This is a genomic window from Pseudomonas sp. o96-267 (genome assembly GCF_003935465.1).
In the GTDB taxonomy this organism is placed as follows: domain Bacteria; phylum Pseudomonadota; class Gammaproteobacteria; order Pseudomonadales; family Pseudomonadaceae; genus Aquipseudomonas; species Aquipseudomonas sediminis.
Map to the genome: position 1 here is coordinate 19,052 of NZ_RHQP01000043.1, position 17,746 is coordinate 36,797.

General features: G+C 56.2%; 19 protein-coding genes and 1 pseudogene. 7 read left to right on the plus strand and 13 right to left on the minus strand.

Annotation, left to right across the window (positions count from 1 at the left end; genetic code table 11):
* The first annotated feature begins 130 nt into the window (after nt 1-130).
* On the plus strand, nt 131-2,251 hold the full coding sequence (locus tag EGJ86_RS22190; RefSeq protein WP_125836657.1) for an ATP-dependent helicase: 2,121 nt from the start codon (nt 131-133) through the stop codon (nt 2,249-2,251).
* A gap of 11 nt (nt 2,252-2,262) precedes the next feature.
* Nucleotides 2,263-2,616 carry a histone-like nucleoid-structuring protein, MvaT/MvaU family gene (locus EGJ86_RS22195; protein WP_125836658.1) on the plus strand — a complete coding sequence of 118 codons (354 nt, stop codon included), beginning with the start codon at nt 2,263-2,265 and terminating at the stop codon, nt 2,614-2,616.
* Between the two features lie 95 nt (nt 2,617-2,711).
* On the opposite strand, the gene EGJ86_RS22200 is transcribed toward EGJ86_RS22195, so the two are convergent.
* From EGJ86_RS22200 to EGJ86_RS22225, 6 genes are read right to left on the minus strand one after another with little or no spacing between them, the layout of a single operon-like run.
* Nucleotides 2,712-2,930: a hypothetical protein gene (locus tag EGJ86_RS22200; protein WP_125836659.1), complete on the minus strand. Its 219-nt coding sequence runs from the start codon at nt 2,928-2,930 to the stop codon at nt 2,712-2,714.
* Between the two features lie 49 nt (nt 2,931-2,979).
* A complete protein-coding gene (locus EGJ86_RS22205) occupies nt 2,980-5,664 on the minus strand; it encodes a hypothetical protein (protein ID WP_125836660.1) in 2,685 nt (894 codons plus the stop codon).
* Nucleotides 5,661-7,085 carry a hypothetical protein gene (locus tag EGJ86_RS22210; RefSeq protein ID WP_125836661.1) on the minus strand — a complete coding sequence of 475 codons (1,425 nt, stop codon included), beginning with the start codon at nt 7,083-7,085 and terminating at the stop codon, nt 5,661-5,663. The genes EGJ86_RS22205 and EGJ86_RS22210 overlap by 4 nt, the downstream gene beginning before the upstream one ends.
* Entirely contained in the window at nt 7,085-7,591 is a 507-nt protein-coding gene (locus EGJ86_RS22215) for a lytic transglycosylase domain-containing protein (protein WP_125836662.1), read from the minus strand. Before EGJ86_RS22215 ends, EGJ86_RS22210 begins: the two co-directional genes overlap by 1 nt.
* On the minus strand, nt 7,584-8,633 hold the full coding sequence (locus EGJ86_RS22220) for a hypothetical protein (RefSeq protein ID WP_125836663.1): 1,050 nt from the start codon (nt 8,631-8,633) through the stop codon (nt 7,584-7,586). The genes EGJ86_RS22215 and EGJ86_RS22220 overlap by 8 nt, the downstream gene beginning before the upstream one ends.
* Before the next feature lie 9 nt (nt 8,634-8,642).
* Complete coding sequence (locus tag EGJ86_RS22225) at nt 8,643-9,230, minus strand: hypothetical protein (RefSeq protein ID WP_125836664.1); 588 nt, start codon at nt 9,228-9,230, stop codon at nt 8,643-8,645.
* 84 nt (nt 9,231-9,314) lie between these two features.
* On the opposite strand from EGJ86_RS22225, the gene EGJ86_RS22230 reads away from it, so the two are divergent.
* On the plus strand, nt 9,315-9,959 hold the full coding sequence (locus tag EGJ86_RS22230) for a hypothetical protein (protein ID WP_125836665.1): 645 nt from the start codon (nt 9,315-9,317) through the stop codon (nt 9,957-9,959).
* A gap of 250 nt (nt 9,960-10,209) precedes the next feature.
* On the opposite strand, the gene EGJ86_RS22235 is transcribed toward EGJ86_RS22230, so the two are convergent.
* From EGJ86_RS22235 to EGJ86_RS22265, 6 genes are all read right to left on the minus strand, one after another.
* Nucleotides 10,210-10,830 carry a hypothetical protein gene (locus EGJ86_RS22235; protein ID WP_125836666.1) on the minus strand — a complete coding sequence of 207 codons (621 nt, stop codon included), beginning with the start codon at nt 10,828-10,830 and terminating at the stop codon, nt 10,210-10,212.
* Nucleotides 10,831-11,192: 362 nt separating this feature from the next.
* Nucleotides 11,193-11,666, minus strand: a complete 474-nt coding sequence (gene dfrA15, locus EGJ86_RS22245) for a trimethoprim-resistant dihydrofolate reductase DfrA15 (RefSeq protein WP_001355915.1) — start codon at nt 11,664-11,666, stop codon at nt 11,193-11,195.
* Nucleotides 11,667-11,772: 106 nt separating this feature from the next.
* On the minus strand, nt 11,773-12,075 hold the full coding sequence (locus tag EGJ86_RS22250) for a TrbM/KikA/MpfK family conjugal transfer protein (RefSeq protein WP_125836667.1): 303 nt from the start codon (nt 12,073-12,075) through the stop codon (nt 11,773-11,775).
* Between the two features lie 65 nt (nt 12,076-12,140).
* The gene (locus EGJ86_RS22255) at nt 12,141-13,490 is read right to left on the minus strand and encodes a DNA primase (protein WP_158620916.1); all 1,350 of its coding nucleotides are present in this window, start codon (nt 13,488-13,490) and stop codon (nt 12,141-12,143) included.
* 5 nt (nt 13,491-13,495) lie between these two features.
* On the minus strand, nt 13,496-14,008 hold the full coding sequence (locus tag EGJ86_RS22260) for a thermonuclease family protein (RefSeq protein WP_158620917.1): 513 nt from the start codon (nt 14,006-14,008) through the stop codon (nt 13,496-13,498).
* Nucleotides 14,009-14,051: 43 nt separating this feature from the next.
* On the minus strand, nt 14,052-14,234 hold the full coding sequence (locus tag EGJ86_RS22265; protein WP_125836670.1) for a hypothetical protein: 183 nt from the start codon (nt 14,232-14,234) through the stop codon (nt 14,052-14,054).
* 143 nt (nt 14,235-14,377) lie between these two features.
* On the opposite strand from EGJ86_RS22265, the gene EGJ86_RS22270 reads away from it, so the two are divergent.
* From EGJ86_RS22270 to xerC, 4 genes are all read left to right on the plus strand, one after another.
* Nucleotides 14,378-14,734 carry a hypothetical protein gene (locus tag EGJ86_RS22270; protein WP_125836671.1) on the plus strand — a complete coding sequence of 119 codons (357 nt, stop codon included), beginning with the start codon at nt 14,378-14,380 and terminating at the stop codon, nt 14,732-14,734.
* 2 nt (nt 14,735-14,736) lie between these two features.
* Nucleotides 14,737-15,045, plus strand: coding sequence for a hypothetical protein (locus EGJ86_RS22275; RefSeq protein WP_125836672.1), 309 nt, complete (start codon nt 14,737-14,739; stop codon nt 15,043-15,045).
* Nucleotides 15,046-15,239: 194 nt separating this feature from the next.
* Nucleotides 15,240-16,412, plus strand: coding sequence for a hypothetical protein (locus EGJ86_RS22280; protein WP_125836673.1), 1,173 nt, complete (start codon nt 15,240-15,242; stop codon nt 16,410-16,412).
* Nucleotides 16,409-17,377, plus strand: coding sequence for a tyrosine recombinase XerC (xerC, locus tag EGJ86_RS22285; protein ID WP_125836674.1), 969 nt, complete (start codon nt 16,409-16,411; stop codon nt 17,375-17,377). The genes EGJ86_RS22280 and xerC overlap by 4 nt, the downstream gene beginning before the upstream one ends.
* Before the next feature lie 117 nt (nt 17,378-17,494).
* On the opposite strand, the pseudogene EGJ86_RS22290 reads toward xerC, so the two are convergent.
* Nucleotides 17,495-17,680: pseudogene (locus EGJ86_RS22290) on the minus strand (helix-turn-helix domain-containing protein); the annotation flags it as partial.
* Between the last annotated feature and the right edge of the window lie 66 nt (nt 17,681-17,746).

A 17,746-nucleotide genomic window follows, 5' to 3' on the forward strand; every position in this document is an offset into this window, starting at 1 on the left:
TGTCCTGATTGTTCGATGACCTCTCCCTCTTGTGCCCTTGTCGGTGATTTCTGCAAGGGCATTTTTCTTTCCGCCACTAACTCGCGTCCTGATTGCTCAAGCGGGGATTGTTTAATTATGGGAGGGCTGTATGCCTCTTTCAGATGAGCAGCAAAAGATAGTTCACCATCCGCCGAGTAAGCATGCCGTTGTTTTGGCGGTAGCCGGCTCAGGCAAGTCCACGACGATGGCTGAGCGCATTGCTTTCCTGGTGGAAGCGCAACGGGTGGACCCGGCGCACTTGATCGCGGTGATGTTTAACAAGGCAGCCTCACTTGAGCTGGCGGCGAAGCTGGAAGGTCGCTTGGGTAAGCGCAATGCCCCCCAATCGGTCACCTATCATCGTCTTGGCACCATCACACTCAACCGCCTGATTAAAGCGGGGCTTGCCCCAGCTTGGGATTTTGAGGCAAGCCCGGCCAAGGCCAGCTATTTCGCCGCATCGGTGATTGAGGACGCCTGCAGACGTAATGGCCACAAGTACCCGCGACTGATCGCGGACGTGTTTCTTGGTTTCGTAGATCGCGTGAAGAGTGATCTGCTGCCGCCAGAGCAGGTCTGGAAAAACGGAGAGTGGGATGCCAAGTACAAATGGTTTGTGCCCATGTACTCGACCTACGAGAAAATCCGCGCCCAGAAGCAGAAGCGCTTCTTCAGCGACCTGATTTATGACCCCGTTATGCTCATGCAAAGCAACAAGAAAGCTGCTGCGTGTATTGCTGATCGCTACGAGCACATCATTGTCGATGAGTACCAGGATATCTGTGAGTCCCAGCAGGCGCTGGTGCGCTTCGTGGCCGGCAAAAAAGCCAGGGTTATGGTCGTGGGCGACGACGACCAGACGATCTATACCTGGCGCGGGGCCAAGCCCTCGTACATCCTGCGCGACTTTGAGCGGGACTTTCCCGGTGCCACCGTTTACCACCTCACCAGGACGTGGCGCTACGGGCATGCCCTGTCATGCGCTGCAAACTATGTGATCACTGGCAACACCGACCGGGCCGACAAGCTCTGCATCAGCGGCGAGCACGCGCCAGCCACCGGCATTGAAATCGAGTGGGAAGGCTCCTATGGGAGCAAGGTGCTCGAAATCGTCAATAAATGGATCGGGGGCGGTGGCAAGCTCGCAGACATTGCCATCCTTGTGCGCGCCTACTCCAAGTCCGCATTCAGTCAGTTCGCGCTGCTCAAAGATGGCGTGCCGTTCCGGCTTGAGGGTGGCGATGAAGTTTCCGTGCTCGAAAACCGGTGGGTGTCATGCCTGCTTGGCTGGATGAATCTCGCAGCCGGGCGCATTGCTGCCCGTCCTTACGCGGGTGATCCTGACCCTGGCTCAGTCAGGGAGCTGAAGAAGATGCTGGATACGCCGCCAATCGGCTTGAGCTGGGAGAAGACCAATGACCTCTGCAGCCAGGTGCTGACCCATCCTGACGATATGGCTGGCTTTGCACAGTTCGTTAAAACAGGGCTTCAAGTGCAGGACGGCTCATTATCGGAGAAGGTGTATCAGCGCGGCATCTTGTGGAAGAAGGTACGCGCACTGAGAAGCAACAAGTCTATTCCGCCGCACAATCTATTGAGCCAGCTTGTTGAAATTCTCAATGTGCAGAAAAGCATCTACAAGCTGGCATCAAAAGTTGAAGAAGCTGATGATCAGTGGGCATTAGTGGAAGCGTTTTTGTCGTATGTTGAGATGAACTCAAAAGGAAAGACGCTTGATCAGTTCCTCGATCATGTAAGTGATCTGCGTTCGTTCTCGGATCGCGCCAAAGAATCCACTGAGGCCCTGCACATGACGAGTGTGCATCGGGCGAAGGGCCTTGAATGGCCATGCGTGATAATGGTCGGCCTCAGCCGAACAGGCTTCCCGTTAAAGCCCAAAAAGGCGCTCGATGAAGATCGAATGGCCACGCATCTTGAAGACGAGCGGCGGCTATTTTATGTCGGCATGACGCGGGCCAGGAAAATGCTTTACCTCCTATGCCCGGAAGACCTGCAGCTCCTGCAGTGGCTCAGGGCTGGTATGTCAGGCTCGCCGCCTGACAGCGATGCTAGCCAATTCCTTTATGAGAGCAATCTGTATCTGGCCAAGACAATGCCGGCCATGATCAAGAAACCGCTGTCATTACGCGCGGTTAATCCCGAGGTTTATAACGACTACCTCGGTGCGCTAGGTAATACATCACGAGTTGTAAAACTGGAAAAGAAATGAGGGGTATGGAAATGAGCGTAGTCGCTGAATATCGATCTGTTGAAGCGGAGCTGGCTAACCTGCAGGCGAAACTTTATCAGCTGGGGACCGATGATCGCCTGCAGCGCGAGCTGGACCTGGTGAAAGGCTTCTCGGAGCTTCTGGAAAAATACGGATTCAGCCTTAAAGAAGGCCTGCGAATTGTCCATCCTGATCAACCCAAAGAGGTTGAGCCAAAGAAAACAAGGAAGCCACGCCGCGAGGTTGTCTACAAAAACCCGCATACGTTGGAAGAGCTGCGGGTTAAAGGTGGCAATAACGCGGTCTTGCGAGGCTGGCGCGGCCAGTATGGCAGCGACACCGTAAAAGGCTGGATCGTAAATTAACTATGGGTGCTGTCGGCTTGGATTAACCGAGGCGCTGGGGATTCCCCGATTATGTAAAGGCCGGGCATTTGCCCGGCCTTTTTATGGTTGCGCCTTTAAGGCTGTTGCTTTCCTTGCTGCTCCGCTTCTGCTGCCGCCTGCAGCGACTTCTTCTGCATCCGATACATCATGATGCCAGCGCCGATGCCGATGCCGATGCCAGCTGCTGGCTTGATGATGATGGATAGCGCTACGCACATCAAACCCCCTGTAATGGCAGCGAGGGTGAGAGGCGGGAGTTTGTTGGCCTTTTCAATGAGTTGCTTAGTGTCCATGTTGGTTCTCCGTTTGTGGGCTGGTTAGAGTTTGATAGGTAAGAGCTGGTCAGCTCGCGGGCCGGTTATTCCCGACGAGCAGAGCCATTGCTCCCTTGATCTGGTCGGTGCTGAGCAGAGAATCTGCCATTGAGGTGGTTGGGTACTGCAGCTGGCTGGCAATACTGTCCATGACTTGTTCGACGGCTGCCTGCGCTTGCGATGCGTCCCCATCGTTGAAATACATCTCGGTCTGCACCAGGGCGCTTTGCGTGGCCTCGTATTCGACCGCAGACGCCATCCAGGGCATGTGGGCAAGGTTGCGCTCGACCACGGATGCCATTGCAGATTTGGGGCGCTCTGGGGCGCTCTGGATCACTACAGGCTCATCAGCTTCAACTGGATCGCTCACGCCCGGCCTGTCGTCTGCCGGATCGAAGTCGCCAGACATATAGCCACTGAGGATGTCGTCCTCGACAACTGCTGGAGCTGGAGTAGCCGGAGCTGCAGAGCGCGGCATTGAGCCGCCAGCGGCACCGGAGCCACCAGAAGTCCTGCCCGAGTCGTCACGATCATCTTCGTTGGCGTCGAAGAGGCTAGCGAAGTCGTCGAGTCGTGCCTCATCGCCGTAGCTCTGCAGCCTGACCTGCTCAGACTTTCCTGTTTTCAAGATGCTTACCAGGATGCCGAGTGCGTCCATGAAGCTCTTAGGCGAAGAGTCTTCAATGGTCCTCATTAGCCCGGAGGACTCTTCAATCACGACCTCTTTTTTGAGGTCAACCTGATTGCCGTATACCTCCTTGGTGATGGCGGTCATCTCACTGCTTTTGTTCTTCTGATGGTATTCAGTGATTCGTCTGATCTGGAGCTGCGAGCCGAAGAATGTGCTCATCTCATGCAGCAAAGCACGAGCGTTGTCGCCAATCATTATCTTGAGATTTATCCACTCAGGGCGCGGACTCAAGGCGATCAGCTCATTCAAGGCTTCTTCATTCGGCATGCGGACCTTCGCCATGCGCACGGGATACCAATGGGAGACATACCGGTGCGTTGGGTTTTTATGTTTCTCGGAAATGCCGTGGTTGAAGACTTGTACCGTGTGAGTTTTGCCCTGATACATCAGGTAGGCCTGACCGAGGCCCTGCTGCTTGATTGCTGATGCAGTGAGGCGGCTGCGTTTCTCCATTGTGGCTGTCTTGCCGGCGTAGTAGTTGCCCAGGTCACCGTCTCGCTCGTATGAGTTACGGACCATCACATTTGCTTCACCGGAAAACTCAATGGCGAGCTTGGTTGTCTCCGAGTCATCGAGATACATGATCTGCTTGAACGCAGAGTTGGCCATGATCTGCTTGGTCGTCTTGGAGATGTTCTCAAGCATGCCGGGCGCATCCTGCGTGCCCGTCAGAACACCAAAGCCCAGGCCGCGCGCCTGGGCGTTGATCATTTCCTGGCCCTCAACCAGCATGTAGGCGTTTTCGTCGTTCATGACGCCGTAGGGGATTTCAGAGTTGGTGGGCAAGTTATGCACCACGTCTTCTGCGCTGCCCTCGAAGACCGTCCCGAGGCCGACAACCATGCCGTTTCGCGTTGCGGTCAGAACGATCTTGCCGAGGTTTGCCAGTTCCTCACCGGATTTTTCCAGGCTGGGTAGCAGCGTCATCAACATGCGTCCGTTGAGCACGGCATCTTGGTAGTCGATTTCCCCCTGACCGACCATATAGATGTGCCCGTAGGTGTCGGACAGCGATGCAAGGGATCGTGTGAAATAGGCTTGTGCGAAGCCGAACTGACGGGTCACTTCTTCGGGCTGATCAGCGACGGCCTTGTTTTCGTCGTAGCCAGGCAGCGACTCTAGATAGGCCTGCAGGGCATCGCGGCTGGCCTTGCGAATTGCGCTGTTTCGGAAGACGGCAACGAACTGTTTGAAGCTCATGTAGCGCCGGATAACGCCGGGGTCTATCTGCAGTATGTCCTGGTCGCGCAAGTTGGTCAGCGCGGGCATTACAGCGGCAATCAGCGCGACTGCGCGCTCGGAGAAGATTTTATTATCCCCTTGGCTGGGCGGCATCAGCGAGACAAGCAGCTGAGTATTTGACTCGGCGTTACCCGACGCAAAGACCGCTGCGTCATTTGACATACGCTCAGCAGGGTCGCGCGAAGCCGAGGTTTGACCCGTGATGTAGTTGGTTACGCGGAAATCGTCGTCGCGCCCGAAAATCCGGCAGAACGTGGCGATCTGGAACATCGCTTTGGGTGCTGCCTTGGCATCTTGGAACGATACTGCTGACCCAACCGAAAGGTAGTTCACGATGTACGAGACGATGCTTTCGGTCTTGCCGGCCCCGGTGGTGCCGAAAATCAGGAAGTGCTGCGTCAGCGCCTTGAATGATGCCCACAGCTCAAAGCCTGTATTGCGACTGCGGCCAATGTAGAAGCTCCCCCGAGCTTTATAAAAGGCTTTGCCGCCCGGCTTCGCGTCGTTCGGATCGATCTTATTGGCATCCATTGGCAAGTGGATGGGCAGCACATCGGGTTTCGTTGCCGTTGCCAACCAGAGGATGAAAAACACAAATACCGCAAATGGGATGAAGCCAGACCACACAATGGTCACGAGGCCAGAAATTACTGCCCAAATCATCGGGTTGCGTGGATGCTGCAGGTTGTCCCAGCAGCGCTGGCCAAATGAACGCGGATCAATGATGACCCTGCTGGCTTCTACTTCGTATTCAGCCTCAATTACGTCAGTCTTCTTCATGGCTGATCATCCTCGCGGCCTTTGCGGGCTGTTGCGGGTTTGGTCTGGGCCTGTTGACGGTATCCACCGCCCAGCAGACCGCCGCCCTGCTTCGGCTTGTTGTTCTCCTGAGCCGCGTCTAGGAGGGCGTTCGCTTCGACAACGGCGCGGCGCTGGGCTTCCTCAGAGTGCTCGCCAGGATCAATCCAGTGCTCAATGGACATCAGGTTGCGCATGGCGATGACCGCCCCTGCAACAATCGGCATCGTGATTTTCTTGCCGAATTTTCTTTCGACATCTGCATGTGCCCAAGCGCCAGCGTTCTCCCAGTAGGGGCACTGACCCCCGACCGCGCAGAGCGCGTACCAGAGCGTCCGGTTGACGGGCTTGAGCCATAGGAAATTGGAGTGCATGAGGCGACCCTTGCGGCGCGCCTCTGCCAGCATTGCGGTCATGACATTGATAGCGTGCGCATGGGCCAGATGAATCTCTTTGATCTGTGGGCGGCTGCCATAGGCCTTAATGAGTTCGTCGGAGCCTTTTGTATTCGCGTAGTGTGGCCGGGTCAGTTTTCCGTTCTTGTCACGCTCGCCCTCGCGGAAGCTGAATGCCAACTGCTCGATATGCTTCCAGGCCTTCTCGTTCTCCCCGGCAGCTTGAGCGCAAAAGGCTGCGTACAGTGCTTTTTCGAGGGGAGGGAGCTTGTCCGGGCCTTTCCAAAGGTCGCCAAGTTGCTTGGCGAATGTCTCGTTGGATTTATCGACGTTAAAGCAAACGTATTCGTAGCTAGGAAGCATCTTGCGCTTGATCGGGAAGGGCTGAAGTTTTTCGTCAGGCTCAAACGGCGGGATAGGAACCATGGTTTTGGTATCCACCGGGGTGGTGCCTTGGATCGGCGTCTTTGATACCCACAGAAATTGATTGTCGAGCGCGAAGTCCAGCGGCAGGGCGTAAGTCGCCCACGGCCCCACGTAGGGATGGGTCGCAAGCAGATTTTTGCCTTTGATGATTGCGGAGGCCGGGAAGTGCTTCGCTTGAATATCAATGAGCTGATAAACGTCCTTGATCTCGCGGCGGTAGCTGTAGCGGACGATGGATTTCTTATTTATCCATGCCAGCCAGATCAGTCCAGGGACTGTCACCCAGCGCCAGATATAACCGTGATACTCGAAAAGCATCATCAGCGATGAAATGCCGTACTGCGTGGGGTTCAACGTAGGGATTGCCTTGCGCGCGACCATCATGTTGTTCAGTTCGCTACTTGTCATCAGCCACGACAAGTGCTCGTAAGCCGTAAACATGTAGTAGGACGCAAAGAAACTGGCGTACATGATGAATGGGCGAAATGCCCACCACAGGCCGAACACAAAGCCGGCTCCAACCACTGCGAAGAATGCAAATTCGTTAAGCCCTTTGCCGGAGTCACCATAATCAGCCGCCATTACTGAGCCTCGTTGTCGTAAAGGTAGGTGAATGCTGCGCGGAGCTTCCCGGCATAAATCTCGTTGTATTCAGGCGTTGCCGAGTGATAGAGCGCCAGCGCCCGCAGATAGCTTTCGTCATCTGTGACGTTGGAGAGCACTTGCGGTGTCAGTACGCGGCGTAGATGCCAGGCGGCAACGGCAGCATTAAGGCAGCCGTCATTGCGTAGCTCGGTTTCTGTAATGTTGAACTTCGCCAGCGTTGGAAGGTGAATGGTGTTGAGCTGGAACGGCCCAATGTCGTAGCTGCCATTCGCGTTGCCCCGGTTGTTCTGCCCGACAGTGCCGCCCTCAACAATGAGAATCGCCAGCAGGATGTCGGGGTGCAGCTCGTAGCGCTCAGCGGCGCTGGCGAGGCATTCAGGCGTGAGTGGGGTTAAGGCTTCATCGCTGGCCGATCCGATTGCGAATGCTGGGGTGGTCGCGAGGCCTGAGCACATGGCGATGGATAGGATGAGATTACGCATTCGATAGCCCTGATTTGTGCTGTTGGGTCGGCGCTTTTTCACGCATGGGGTTCATCGCCCGCAGCGCGCCAACTGCAGAAACCTCAAGGCCTTGGTAGGCGTTCTCGAAATGATCGAAGACAACATCAAGCGGATAGCCGGTAACCATCAGCTCGCGTTTGGCATCAGTGGGCAGGGCTTTAATTTCGCTCAGCGTAGGAATCATGCAGTCTGACCAGGCGGCGGCGAGCAGCAGGCCTGCCTGCTTGATGAGGCTCGCCCCCATGTACCCGCGCTCCTGCTCGTTAAGCCCCCAGCGCTCAGTCAGTTGGGCCAGGGTGCCTTCAATGACTCGCTCATGCAGATGCTCGGTGACCAGCTGGGAGACTGCGGCAGGGTCTTCGTGGAAGTAGCTGAAATTCTGGTACTCCGTCATCACGGTTGATGCCGCAGTCATCAGTGAGTTAATCAGCGTCCACTGGGTATCATTAGGATTCGCGTAGGGGCTTTCGCCAACGTGCTCAGCCTGATTAGCCAAGTTGAGCAGTGGCATGAGATAGCGCTGATCCTGCTCGACCAGCACACTGCCGTTGTTCCGGTTGATGGCTTCGACGAGCACGTTCATTAGTTGCCCGCTGATTTGCGACAGCAACCAGGCCGGCGCCTCATCGGCCTTGACCTTGTAAGCCTCGGCCACAGCGCGGGTGTCTTGGTGCAGGCGCTTGAGAACGCTGCCCATGCTCTTCTCGACCTTCTCCGGCTCTGTAGAGGGGTCGTGCCAGCGTCTTACAGCGCACATCAGTGGGGCGAGCACCTTGATGCCGTGGCTCGCCGTTTTCACCGCGCTATCTACTAGGCTCTTGTTTTCCTCGTTCGCGATGATCTGGTCGAAGGTGGCATCAAATAAGCTGTTGATGTCCTCAATCCCTTGGTCGGGAGCGCGCTGGCTGGTTGCGGTGCGGCGAGGTTGTGTGTGGGCATCAAACAGCTGGCGGTCGAGTTCGTCTGCGGACAGTTCATGCGGCGTGTCCTGCAGGTACGATTCAAGCGGCTTACCTTTCATGCGGGCCTCTTAGCGCATCGAAGGGAAGTTGAGCACTTTGCTCTGCTGGTCGGCCTCGGGCTGGCCATTGACTTGCTTGGTATCCAGCAGCCGTGGCCAGGCAACGAAGCGTTCTGCAGGCGTGCCTGTTTCGTGTACGTCGCTCAACCAGGTTTGCTGCAGGTTCGCGAGGTAAGGCTCGATGGGGATGACCTTTTGGTTTTCATCCAGCTTTTGCCACTCGCTGGCGCTGTAGCCGTAGTGCTGCATGCCGAGGGCAATGCTGTGCTCCAGGGCTGCGTCAAGAAAGGTGAAGGCGAGCGAGAGAGGGAGATGCCCCGGCTGCATGATCGCTTGGTTGCCAAAGGGCGTTTGCTCGTTCACGGTGCAGGTGAACGGCAACAAATTGGTCTGATCGTGGCTACCCAGCCCGGATTGCTTGGCAATGGCTTCGGCGTGCATGACCAGCGCCCATGTGACCGGACCGCACTCATCAAGTGCCAGTGCAAGCGGCAGTACCTCTTCACCAATGCTGAACCCGTTCGCGCCGTGACGCTGACTGGTGATTTCGAGCATGTCGCTGATTTTCTGGAAGCTGCCTTCTTGATAGGTGTTCATCGGCGCTGCCTCTCCCGGTCGTTCTGTCAGAGGGTTGGTTACTTGGTTATAATGACAATGTACAGTGTATAACGGGAGTGACACATGCTGCTAGCGCGCCTTTATCCTTACGATTCCCACCGGGATCAAGTGGGGGCTTCCGTGCTGCTCTCGCTATCGGATGCGAAGATCAGGGAGATACTGGAATGCCTCGCGGATGGAGCCACCAGCTTCTCTATCAGCCCCTCTCAGCCGGCTGACGAACTGGATCATCTGCAGCTGAACTGGGTGAGAGAAATTGCCGCGCTGTTGTGCTCTGTTGGCGGTCGGTCGGCGGGGCTGGTGACGTATGACGAGCTGGTGGGGGCGCAAGAGGTATGCCTGCCTGAGAACTACCTGACTTGTCGTGTTCGGCTGTCATCCGAGCTGGATATCTGGCGTTCTGGTGTCGTGGACCTCGCGCTAGGGTGTGTCCACGTCTACACCGCGCAGGCGGACTTGGCTCTATTCGGTGCGTGCGCATACATCACCACAGAAGCTATGTCCCCAGGTGTAACCGGCTACTTCGTCGAGCTGGATGGAGGCGAGCCATCAGAGGGTACGCTTCGCATACCGGGCAGGGCGCTTCGCATGCTCCAGCAGACTTTTGATACGCGCCGCTTTACCACGCAGGATTTGCCAATCGAGGCGCTGGCCGAGTTGGGCAGTGCCGTTTCGGCTCTGCAGGATTCTATGTGCGGCAAACTTTGATAGGAGAGTCGAACTTGCAGGGCGAGAACGCTTGGAAAATCCCACTGGCCGCACTCGTGGTCATCCTTGTGTTGGCGCTGATGGAAAATTGACCCACCCTGCCGATTGAAATTTGACCCAGGGCGGATTGCTGATTTTGTTACCAGCAACTGTGGATAAGTCTACCAGCGCAGCTGCTTTTGAACGTTTGAGTTCAGCGGATGGCAAAAGCGTAGCTTTTGACAGTCCGCTGGAACGAATTGTTAGGAGTTTACCCGTTAAATATTGCATTGAGCTTTGCACACCACCGTTTTGCTGGTGACTCTCCTTGCATAGGAAATTTAAAGAACGGATTGTTTTCATCGGCAACTTCCAAGACCAATGTGAAGTTCTTTTTGTACTCGCTGTGCGTGATTGTTGGCTCTCGCATATTTGTCCCAGGAATGAATGCGCCGCCAGTAATGCCAACATCCATCCGAGTGCCAGTTCCCCATTCGTAGTACCACTGAAGAACATAGTTGAAACCATGTAACTTGTAGTCGCCGGTTACGCTGTTGCATATGGCAAGTTTCCGGTTGTTCTTGTCAAAAACAAAGAATGCAGGACTTGGATAGCCAAGCATGTTTTCAGGATTCAGATTGAGGTTTTCTTTTGCGTTAATGCTTTCAACCAGAAGGCGGCCTCGCTTTGCGATGCCCTGCAACGTTTTTACGGCGAAATAGCACGTTGAAGCCGCTGCCAAGAAGAATAGAAATAGACCAAATGACCTCGCCTCGGAAGAAAATATAAAAACAAGAAGTGAAATTACTGAGGCAATGCCTGTGATGCCCGCGATAGGAACAGCGAACGCGCTAAGCAAAGCAACGCCAACGGATCGTAAAACCGCTGCCATAGAAGACTCCTAACGTTTGGTTAAGGGGCGGGCTTTACCCCAATGTCATCAACCTAAGCTGCAGCCCTGCCCAAGGCAAGCCCCCCGAAGCAGCCAGCCGCCATGGCCGTCGGGCGATGACCAGGCCTCTGCCGCTCAATCAGGCGGTCTAACTGGGCTGGCGGTGATGGAAAATTGACCCACCCTGCCGATTGAAATTTGACCCAGGGCGGATTGCTGATTTTGTTACCAGCAACTGTGGATAAGTCTACCAGCGCAGCTGCTTTTGAACGCCTGGCACAGCTGCCGACAAAATTGGCGCTTGTTTTGCCGGCTTTTTGGCAAAACAAGTGACACTTTTGGCGGTCAGTTGCTGCCACTTGTTAACCCTTTTGCCAGATTTGATAACTATAATTTATGTTAGACACGAAGTCTTGGCTAAAAACTGGCCTAAAACTACTGGGGATTTCTGGAAAATAGACATCACCTTCTGGCTCAATGTCGATTGTTGAAATATGTAAAGTATCAACTTTATCGATCAGGCTTTTGTATATTTCACCACCACCAGACACAATCACATGATCCGTTATCGTCTTCAGATGATTTAGCGCTTCATCGATAGATGGAAATACCAATACATTCTCATCACTGGAAGTGAAGCTTGAACGAGTTACAACGGCATATTTTCGGTTGGGTAAAGCCCCCATTGACTCGAAAGTCTTTCGGCCTACCAAAAGCCACTGATTATAGGTAATCGCTTTGAAGAGTAATTGTTCCCCTTTGGCACTCCATGGAATATCTGGGCCATTTCCGATAACTCCATTCTTCGAAATTGCTGCCATTAGTGATAGTTTCACGATACTTCCTTAGGGGTTAACAGTGATTAGATGGAAGGCGGTACTAATCCGATAGTAGAGCCTTCCATCTAACTCCGCACTATCGCCAGCGCAACACTGCTGGCGATCAGTAGGATGGCTTAATGATCGAGCCGAATTTCGCGAGAATCCGCTCTTTATCCATTTTGTTGCCGGACTCGCACTTGTAGAGGTAGTCGCGGCGCTTCTTGAGCGTTTTACTGGGCGAAAAGTGCCCTTTGTGGCGCTCGACGATTTCAAAGAAGCTATCCATCTCATCATCGCAGGCGCCGTCGCTTTCTTTGGCCGCCTCAAAGTCGGACAGGCACAACTCTGCTCCGCAGGGCGAGGCATTGGCAGCCATCGGCAGGGCTACAGCGAGAGCCAGGAAAGCGAAGATTGTGTTTTTCATATCGGTCATACCTTCTTGATTACGTGAAATGATGCGCCGCCACTGAGTCGTGGGGCGGTGTTGCGTTACCTCGGCCTCATCGCGGACCGTATTGCTTCTTTGGCCTGATGGTCGAAGGGGAGTTGGCTCAGCGTCTCCAGGTTGTGCTCAAGTTGAGTGTCTTTGAGCCATGCCCCCCAGCCTTGCCGGAGGGTAAGAATTTCCTCGTGGAGTAGCTCGCCATGTGCGTGGCAGAACTGGGCCATAAGGCCTTCTGGCTTTTCCTGCTGGTTGATGGCCTTGGCAAGATCGGCCAGCTCTTGAAGCCCGTGGCGCTCAAGACCGACCTTTTCCAGCCTTGCCGCTATTCGTTTGGACTCGGGGTCAAACATCATCCAGCGCGCCGCGAGCGTGACGAGAGGGTGCCACTGGGAAACGACCGCGTTGTCTTTGCGGCTCTGGCGATCCGCATAAATGTCGTCGGGGGTCAGTCCGGTGAAGTCTTGCGCTTGCTCGATCAGGCGGTCCTGTAGGAAGCCTGCTGCACGCTGAATGAATGGGCTAAGACGCTGCAGGTAGAGTGCCTTGTCTTCCAGGCACGGCCGCTCGGGAAAGCCTTTCGTGCAGACCTGGTGAATGAAGTCGGGGAGGGCAGTGGCGTCGTCAAGGCAGCGGCGAAAGGCCTCCGGGCCTGAGTCGCGAATGAGGGAGTCAGGGTCATGCTGATCCGGCATCCTTACCAGCATGATTTCGAGCGATGGATGATAGTGATCCATCAGCAGGTCAATGCTGCGCTCAGCTGCCTTCTCGCCGGCACTGTCTCCGTCCAGACAAATCCACAGGCGGCGCACGCCGCTATCGCGCAGCAGGCCCACCTGTTCATTGGTCAGTGCGGTGCCCATCGGGGCGACGGCGTAGTCAAAGTCAGACGTAGAAAGCCGCACCACATCCATATAGCCCTCAACCAGAATCGCTTCCTTGCGCTTGCTGATCGAGGCCAGATTCTGGTGCAGCCCATAGAGCAGCTGGCTCTTCTGGAACTTGTCTGTTTCAGGGGTGTTCAGGTACTTGGGAGAGCCTTCTTTCTCGGTGATCAACCGCCCGCCGTAGCCCACCAGCTCGCCTTCGCGGGAGCGGATGGGGAAGATCAGTCGATCACGGAAGAAATCGAGCAAGCGGGAAGAGTTTGCGGGGCTTGTGAGCAGGCCTGCATCTTTCGCAGCGAGCCGGATAGCGTGCGACTTGAAGTGATCGGTCAGCCCGCGCCAGTTATCGGGCGCGTAGCCAATTTCAAAGCGTCTGCAGGCCGCTGAGGATAGGTCGCGCTGCTCCATGTAGTGCCTAGACTCATCGGCAGACAGGTGCGCCTGGAAGTAAATTCGCGCAATCGTCAGCGCCTTGCTTTGCGGGTCGGCAGCAGGCTGTTCGGTTGGCATGGCCATTACTTCCTGCGGTAGCGCCAGGGTTCAACTGCCTCGGGGTTTTGCCACAGTCCGATCTGGCGCATCTTGGCTTGGCGCTCAGCATTGGCGAAGAGAGAGTAGTCGCCCGCGTAGGCACCGCTTTTGGCGTACTTGGTGTACACCCAAGCAGCCCCTTGGCTGACCATGGCCAGGTTGATGTTGCGATTGCGGTCGTCTTCCACGATGGCGATGAGGCGACCGTAGCGGTCAGTGCTGCTGATGGTGAGGGTGAGGGGGCCGGCACCACGCAGCAGGTGCTGCAGCGCGGCGGTTGCTTCAACGCCGTACTCCTGATCGTTCTCGGGGGCGTCGATCATGGCGAGGCGTACCCGGTAGCTCGTTTGAGTCTGGGGCGCACGGACATAGATCGTGTCCCCATCAGCAATCCCCTCCAGCTGCACCGTCATGGTTTCAGCGGCCATCGCTACTGAGTTGAGCGCGGCCCCCAGAAGGAGGGCCAGGCCCATCGAAAATGCGGTCAGTCTGCTCATTATCTGCCCTGCTGCTTTGTGGGTTGATTGCATTGAGTTTTCATCACTTACCAACAGACTTTTCAACAGAAACTGTGGATGACTTGCTCGGTGTGCTGGGGAAGGTGCCGGGTAGAAGGTTGTAGGAAATAGCTTCGCCAGCAATGCAGAGAACGATGAGGGCGCAGGCCACAAGCAGGGTGGTTAGCGACTCGGTATAAGGCTGCGTAGGGCGCGCAATTTCCATGCTTTTCCTTGGCTCAATTCCGTGCGATAGAGTAATATAATACCGTGAAACATACCACGCGCCGGGCAATCATTCAACGAACCTGACCTCGGTTCCGCCCCCTTGGGGCATGTTCAAAGGCGCTCGCACATTGAGGGGGACGTATGGGAATTTGGGTTTCTTCTTTCAGGGATGATGGCTTTGTCGCCGGATTTACCGGGCAGGAGCCGCCGAAGCCGAAGGCGGCAGACTTGAGCGGCAATGATTCGATCATTGCGCAGGAATACGCCGATGGGTACAAGGAAGGTGCTGACAAGTTCGCTGAATGCGCTCGCATAATCAATGAAATGCTCGGTAATCGCGCCATTGGTGACGTTGGCGATTTTCGGCAGTTCTCGCAGTGGCTCATGGATGGCGGGCAGCGAATGGAAGACGATCTTGGGCATGCGCTGCTGGAGGAACTGCACAAGCGGATGCTTCAGGCCGGTGCCAAGGCCAAAACTGATATGCGGATGGGTTGATCATGCAGACTGAAAAAGATGCAGAGCTGTACCGGGGTGTAAACACGGCATCGCCGCCGCAGCACCCGATGCTGGTTCCTGGCTGGATCGCGCCGGAGCCGCCCGCAGGCTATCGAAACTTGGTTGCCATACTTTGCCCGGTGAAGGTCGATAGCCGATCAACGACCGCGTGGTTTCTCGACTACCTCAATACCGAGAGTGCGGCATTCGCCTCGGAGGAACAGGAGGTTGAAGTGGCGTGGCCGTGGGTCGATGGGTTCAAGCCGCTGGCGGATGACTGGGATTCGATTGGCATTCCTCATCTGGCCTGATCCAGGCACGGGAAAAGAGAGGGTGGCCATGTGCCGCCCTGCAGAATAGAGATTACTTCCCTAAATGTTTGTTTAGGGAAGTAATATGGCGGAAGGCCGGAGCAGCCACGGCGGCTGCGGTCCAGGCAACAACGACACGCAGTATCCGGGTCTGCTCTTTATCGGATATAGCACTAGGCCACTATGGGGTGGGTATGAGGATCATCGACCGTTCGCTGGCAACCATTCGCAAGATCAGCCTTTCTGAGTATGAGTCGCTTCGGCTCTTCGCCCTCGGCAAGGCGTCGGCGCCGAGGGAGCTGCTGCTCAGGATCAGGAAGGACGGCCACTGGCTGGCTTGTGAGTGCTGCCATCCTGCGCCAGTCATGCACGTCGCCATGCGGGACACCGGCATGCTGAGCTTGAAGAACAACCCGGATGCAGCGGATCACACCGCGAAATGCCCGTTCGCGCGGTCTGGGGGCGAAAACAAGACCAGCGGCGGCACAGTCAGTCACAAAGCGGAGCGCTTTGTTGATGGCGGTCACATCACGCTCCACAGTGAAATCCAGCCAACTGGCAAGAGGAATACCCGCCAGATTTCACGTAGCGACGTGGTTCCGCGAGTGCGTCCCAAGCCCGTTCTGTCGCTGCTGCTCTCGCTGATGGAAATGGCCGGGCTGCACCGGTACTGCCCATCTGCCCCCGTGAGACTGTCCGACCAGTACGCCGCGCTTCGCGCTGCAGCTGCTCGCTTTACCGTCACGCCAGGTATTCCCCTGCAGCACATACTGGACACCCGCATCAGTAAGTCCCGGCTGTTTGCGATGGCGAAACTACTTCGTGAAACCGAGCAATTCGGCAGCTCGCGGCGCTATGGCCTGCTGCTCGATGTCATCACCAAGGTCGGTCCTCGGCAGCTGATCTGCGATGGTGTCGAGCTGGATTTCTTCGGCAACGCTGAGCTGCTGCATGGTCGGAGCACTCCGCTGCTCACGCTGGCCACTGTCACGACTCAGGAGTATGGCTCCAACTACTACCAGCTGGGTAAGGCAGCGTTTGTTCCGGTCCTCAGTCAGCACAACCTCTTCCCGGTCGTCGATGATGCTGACCGCGCCAACGTGGAAAACCTGTTTGGCCTGCTGCGGTGGATGCACGAAAAGAAAGAGATTGAAGTCGCGGCTGCGCGCGGCCTGTTCCAGGCGGGGTCTGGTTATGTGGTTGAGCTGCGCCACGGTGCGAACCTGCTGACCGTCGATCTTGACCCGTCCCCTCTTCCCGATGATGCGCCCTCTCCCGCTGGCTTTTGGTCGCTGGCTCGGGCCGGGGGTATCGACGCCCTGAAGAAGCAGCTGATCATCGCCATCCTGAAAGGTGCCTCGACGTGACCGATCTGGAACCGTTCAAATTCTCCGAAAGCACTCTGCCCAGCCAGGTTACGCCGGCAGTAATGGCCCAGGTAGTGCGCCAGTTCATGAGCAGTTTTGCGTCGACAAGCCGTATCACGATGCGCTACGCCTTGCGCCGGATAGCGGACGATTTAGGCATGATCGGCTCAGGTATGGGCGATGTTGATCGTCTCCCTTGGCATACGGTTACCGCCGAGGCGATGGCTGAATTGCTCTTCGCTTGGGGTGAGCGACTGGAAACCGGGACCATCCGGCTGTACATGCACGCGCTGCGCGGCATCGCTCGGGCCTGCTACATCCGTGGACTGATGCCTGCTGAGCAGTTTGCGCTGATCGCCCAGGTAAAGCTGCCGCGAGGCCAGAACAAAGCTGGCCGAGGTCGCGCAGTCGAGCAGGTCTACAAGACCGCCCTGCTCCGCGACTGCATGCAAGATGAGCGGGTCCAGGGCGTGCGAGACGCTGCACTGATTGCGCTCGTGTTCGGGTCGGGCATTCGTCGGGCCGAGGCTGCGGGCCTGCTTGATGAAAACCTCGATCTGGATGAGGGCGAGCTGCGGGTCAAGGTAAAAGGTGGGCACTACGATGTGCGATACCTGGCTGCATGGGCGATTCCCTACCTGCAGGCGTGGCGCGAGGTGCGCCGGGCAAATGATCTGCATCACGGCTTCTTTCTCAACCGGATATGGAAAGGCGGCAAGCTGGCTCCGACTGGGCTGCAGGGGCGCAGCCTCTTCTACCTGCTTGAGTATCGCTCCAAGCGCGCCGGCCTCCCCTTCATTGTCAGGCCTCATGATGCGCGCCGAACAGTTGGCACCGAAATGCTCAGCACCCACGGGGAGCTGATCGCCCAGCGGGTGTTGGGGCACGCGGACCTGAGCACAACACGCATCTACGACAAGCGCTCGGATGAGGTGGTCAAGAAGATTTTCGCGGCGTGGGGATAGCCGGGGTTTCTTTGTTTCTTTCTTCCTTACTTTGTTTCTTCATTGGAGATTGCAATGAGGTTATCCATCGACGAGGCGCTACGAGGGGTCGTCTCAGAAAACGGAAAATAAAGCACGCTAAGCGTGCGTGGAGGCTGGCACCCAGCGGTACAGCGTCGGAATGGACACGCCGAGGTTCTTGGCCACGTCCTTGGGCGGCACCCCGCTGGCCAGCAGCTTCTTGGCCGACTCGATCTTGCTGTCGGTCATCTTCGGCTTGCGGCCGCCTTTGCGGCCGAGCTGCTTGGCGACTGGCACTGTTGCAAATAGTCGGTGGTGATAAACTTATCATCCCCTTTTGCTGATGGAGCTGCACATGAACCCATTCAA

Bases quoted from the DNA above. Each gene is read 5' to 3' on its own strand.
- EGJ86_RS22190 (WP_125836657.1), top strand. From the start codon at position 131: ATGCCTCTTTCAGATGAGCAGCAAAAGATAGTTCACCATCCGCCGAGT.
- EGJ86_RS22195 (WP_125836658.1), top strand. From the start codon at position 2,263: ATGAGCGTAGTCGCTGAATATCGATCTGTTGAAGCGGAGCTGGCTAAC.
- EGJ86_RS22200 (WP_125836659.1), bottom strand. From the start codon at position 2,930: ATGGACACTAAGCAACTCATTGAAAAGGCCAACAAACTCCCGCCTCTC.
- EGJ86_RS22205 (WP_125836660.1), bottom strand. From the start codon at position 5,664: ATGAAGAAGACTGACGTAATTGAGGCTGAATACGAAGTAGAAGCCAGC.
- EGJ86_RS22210 (WP_125836661.1), bottom strand. From the start codon at position 7,085: ATGGCGGCTGATTATGGTGACTCCGGCAAAGGGCTTAACGAATTTGCA.
- EGJ86_RS22215 (WP_125836662.1), bottom strand. From the start codon at position 7,591: ATGCGTAATCTCATCCTATCCATCGCCATGTGCTCAGGCCTCGCGACC.
- EGJ86_RS22220 (WP_125836663.1), bottom strand. From the start codon at position 8,633: ATGAAAGGTAAGCCGCTTGAATCGTACCTGCAGGACACGCCGCATGAA.
- EGJ86_RS22225 (WP_125836664.1), bottom strand. From the start codon at position 9,230: ATGAACACCTATCAAGAAGGCAGCTTCCAGAAAATCAGCGACATGCTC.
- EGJ86_RS22230 (WP_125836665.1), top strand. From the start codon at position 9,315: ATGCTGCTAGCGCGCCTTTATCCTTACGATTCCCACCGGGATCAAGTG.
- EGJ86_RS22235 (WP_125836666.1), bottom strand. From the start codon at position 10,830: ATGGCAGCGGTTTTACGATCCGTTGGCGTTGCTTTGCTTAGCGCGTTC.
- EGJ86_RS22250 (WP_125836667.1), bottom strand. From the start codon at position 12,075: ATGAAAAACACAATCTTCGCTTTCCTGGCTCTCGCTGTAGCCCTGCCG.
- EGJ86_RS22255 (WP_158620916.1), bottom strand. From the start codon at position 13,490: ATGCCAACCGAACAGCCTGCTGCCGACCCGCAAAGCAAGGCGCTGACG.
- EGJ86_RS22260 (WP_158620917.1), bottom strand. From the start codon at position 14,008: ATGAGCAGACTGACCGCATTTTCGATGGGCCTGGCCCTCCTTCTGGGG.
- EGJ86_RS22265 (WP_125836670.1), bottom strand. From the start codon at position 14,234: ATGGAAATTGCGCGCCCTACGCAGCCTTATACCGAGTCGCTAACCACC.
- EGJ86_RS22270 (WP_125836671.1), top strand. From the start codon at position 14,378: ATGGGAATTTGGGTTTCTTCTTTCAGGGATGATGGCTTTGTCGCCGGA.
- EGJ86_RS22275 (WP_125836672.1), top strand. From the start codon at position 14,737: ATGCAGACTGAAAAAGATGCAGAGCTGTACCGGGGTGTAAACACGGCA.
- EGJ86_RS22280 (WP_125836673.1), top strand. From the start codon at position 15,240: ATGAGGATCATCGACCGTTCGCTGGCAACCATTCGCAAGATCAGCCTT.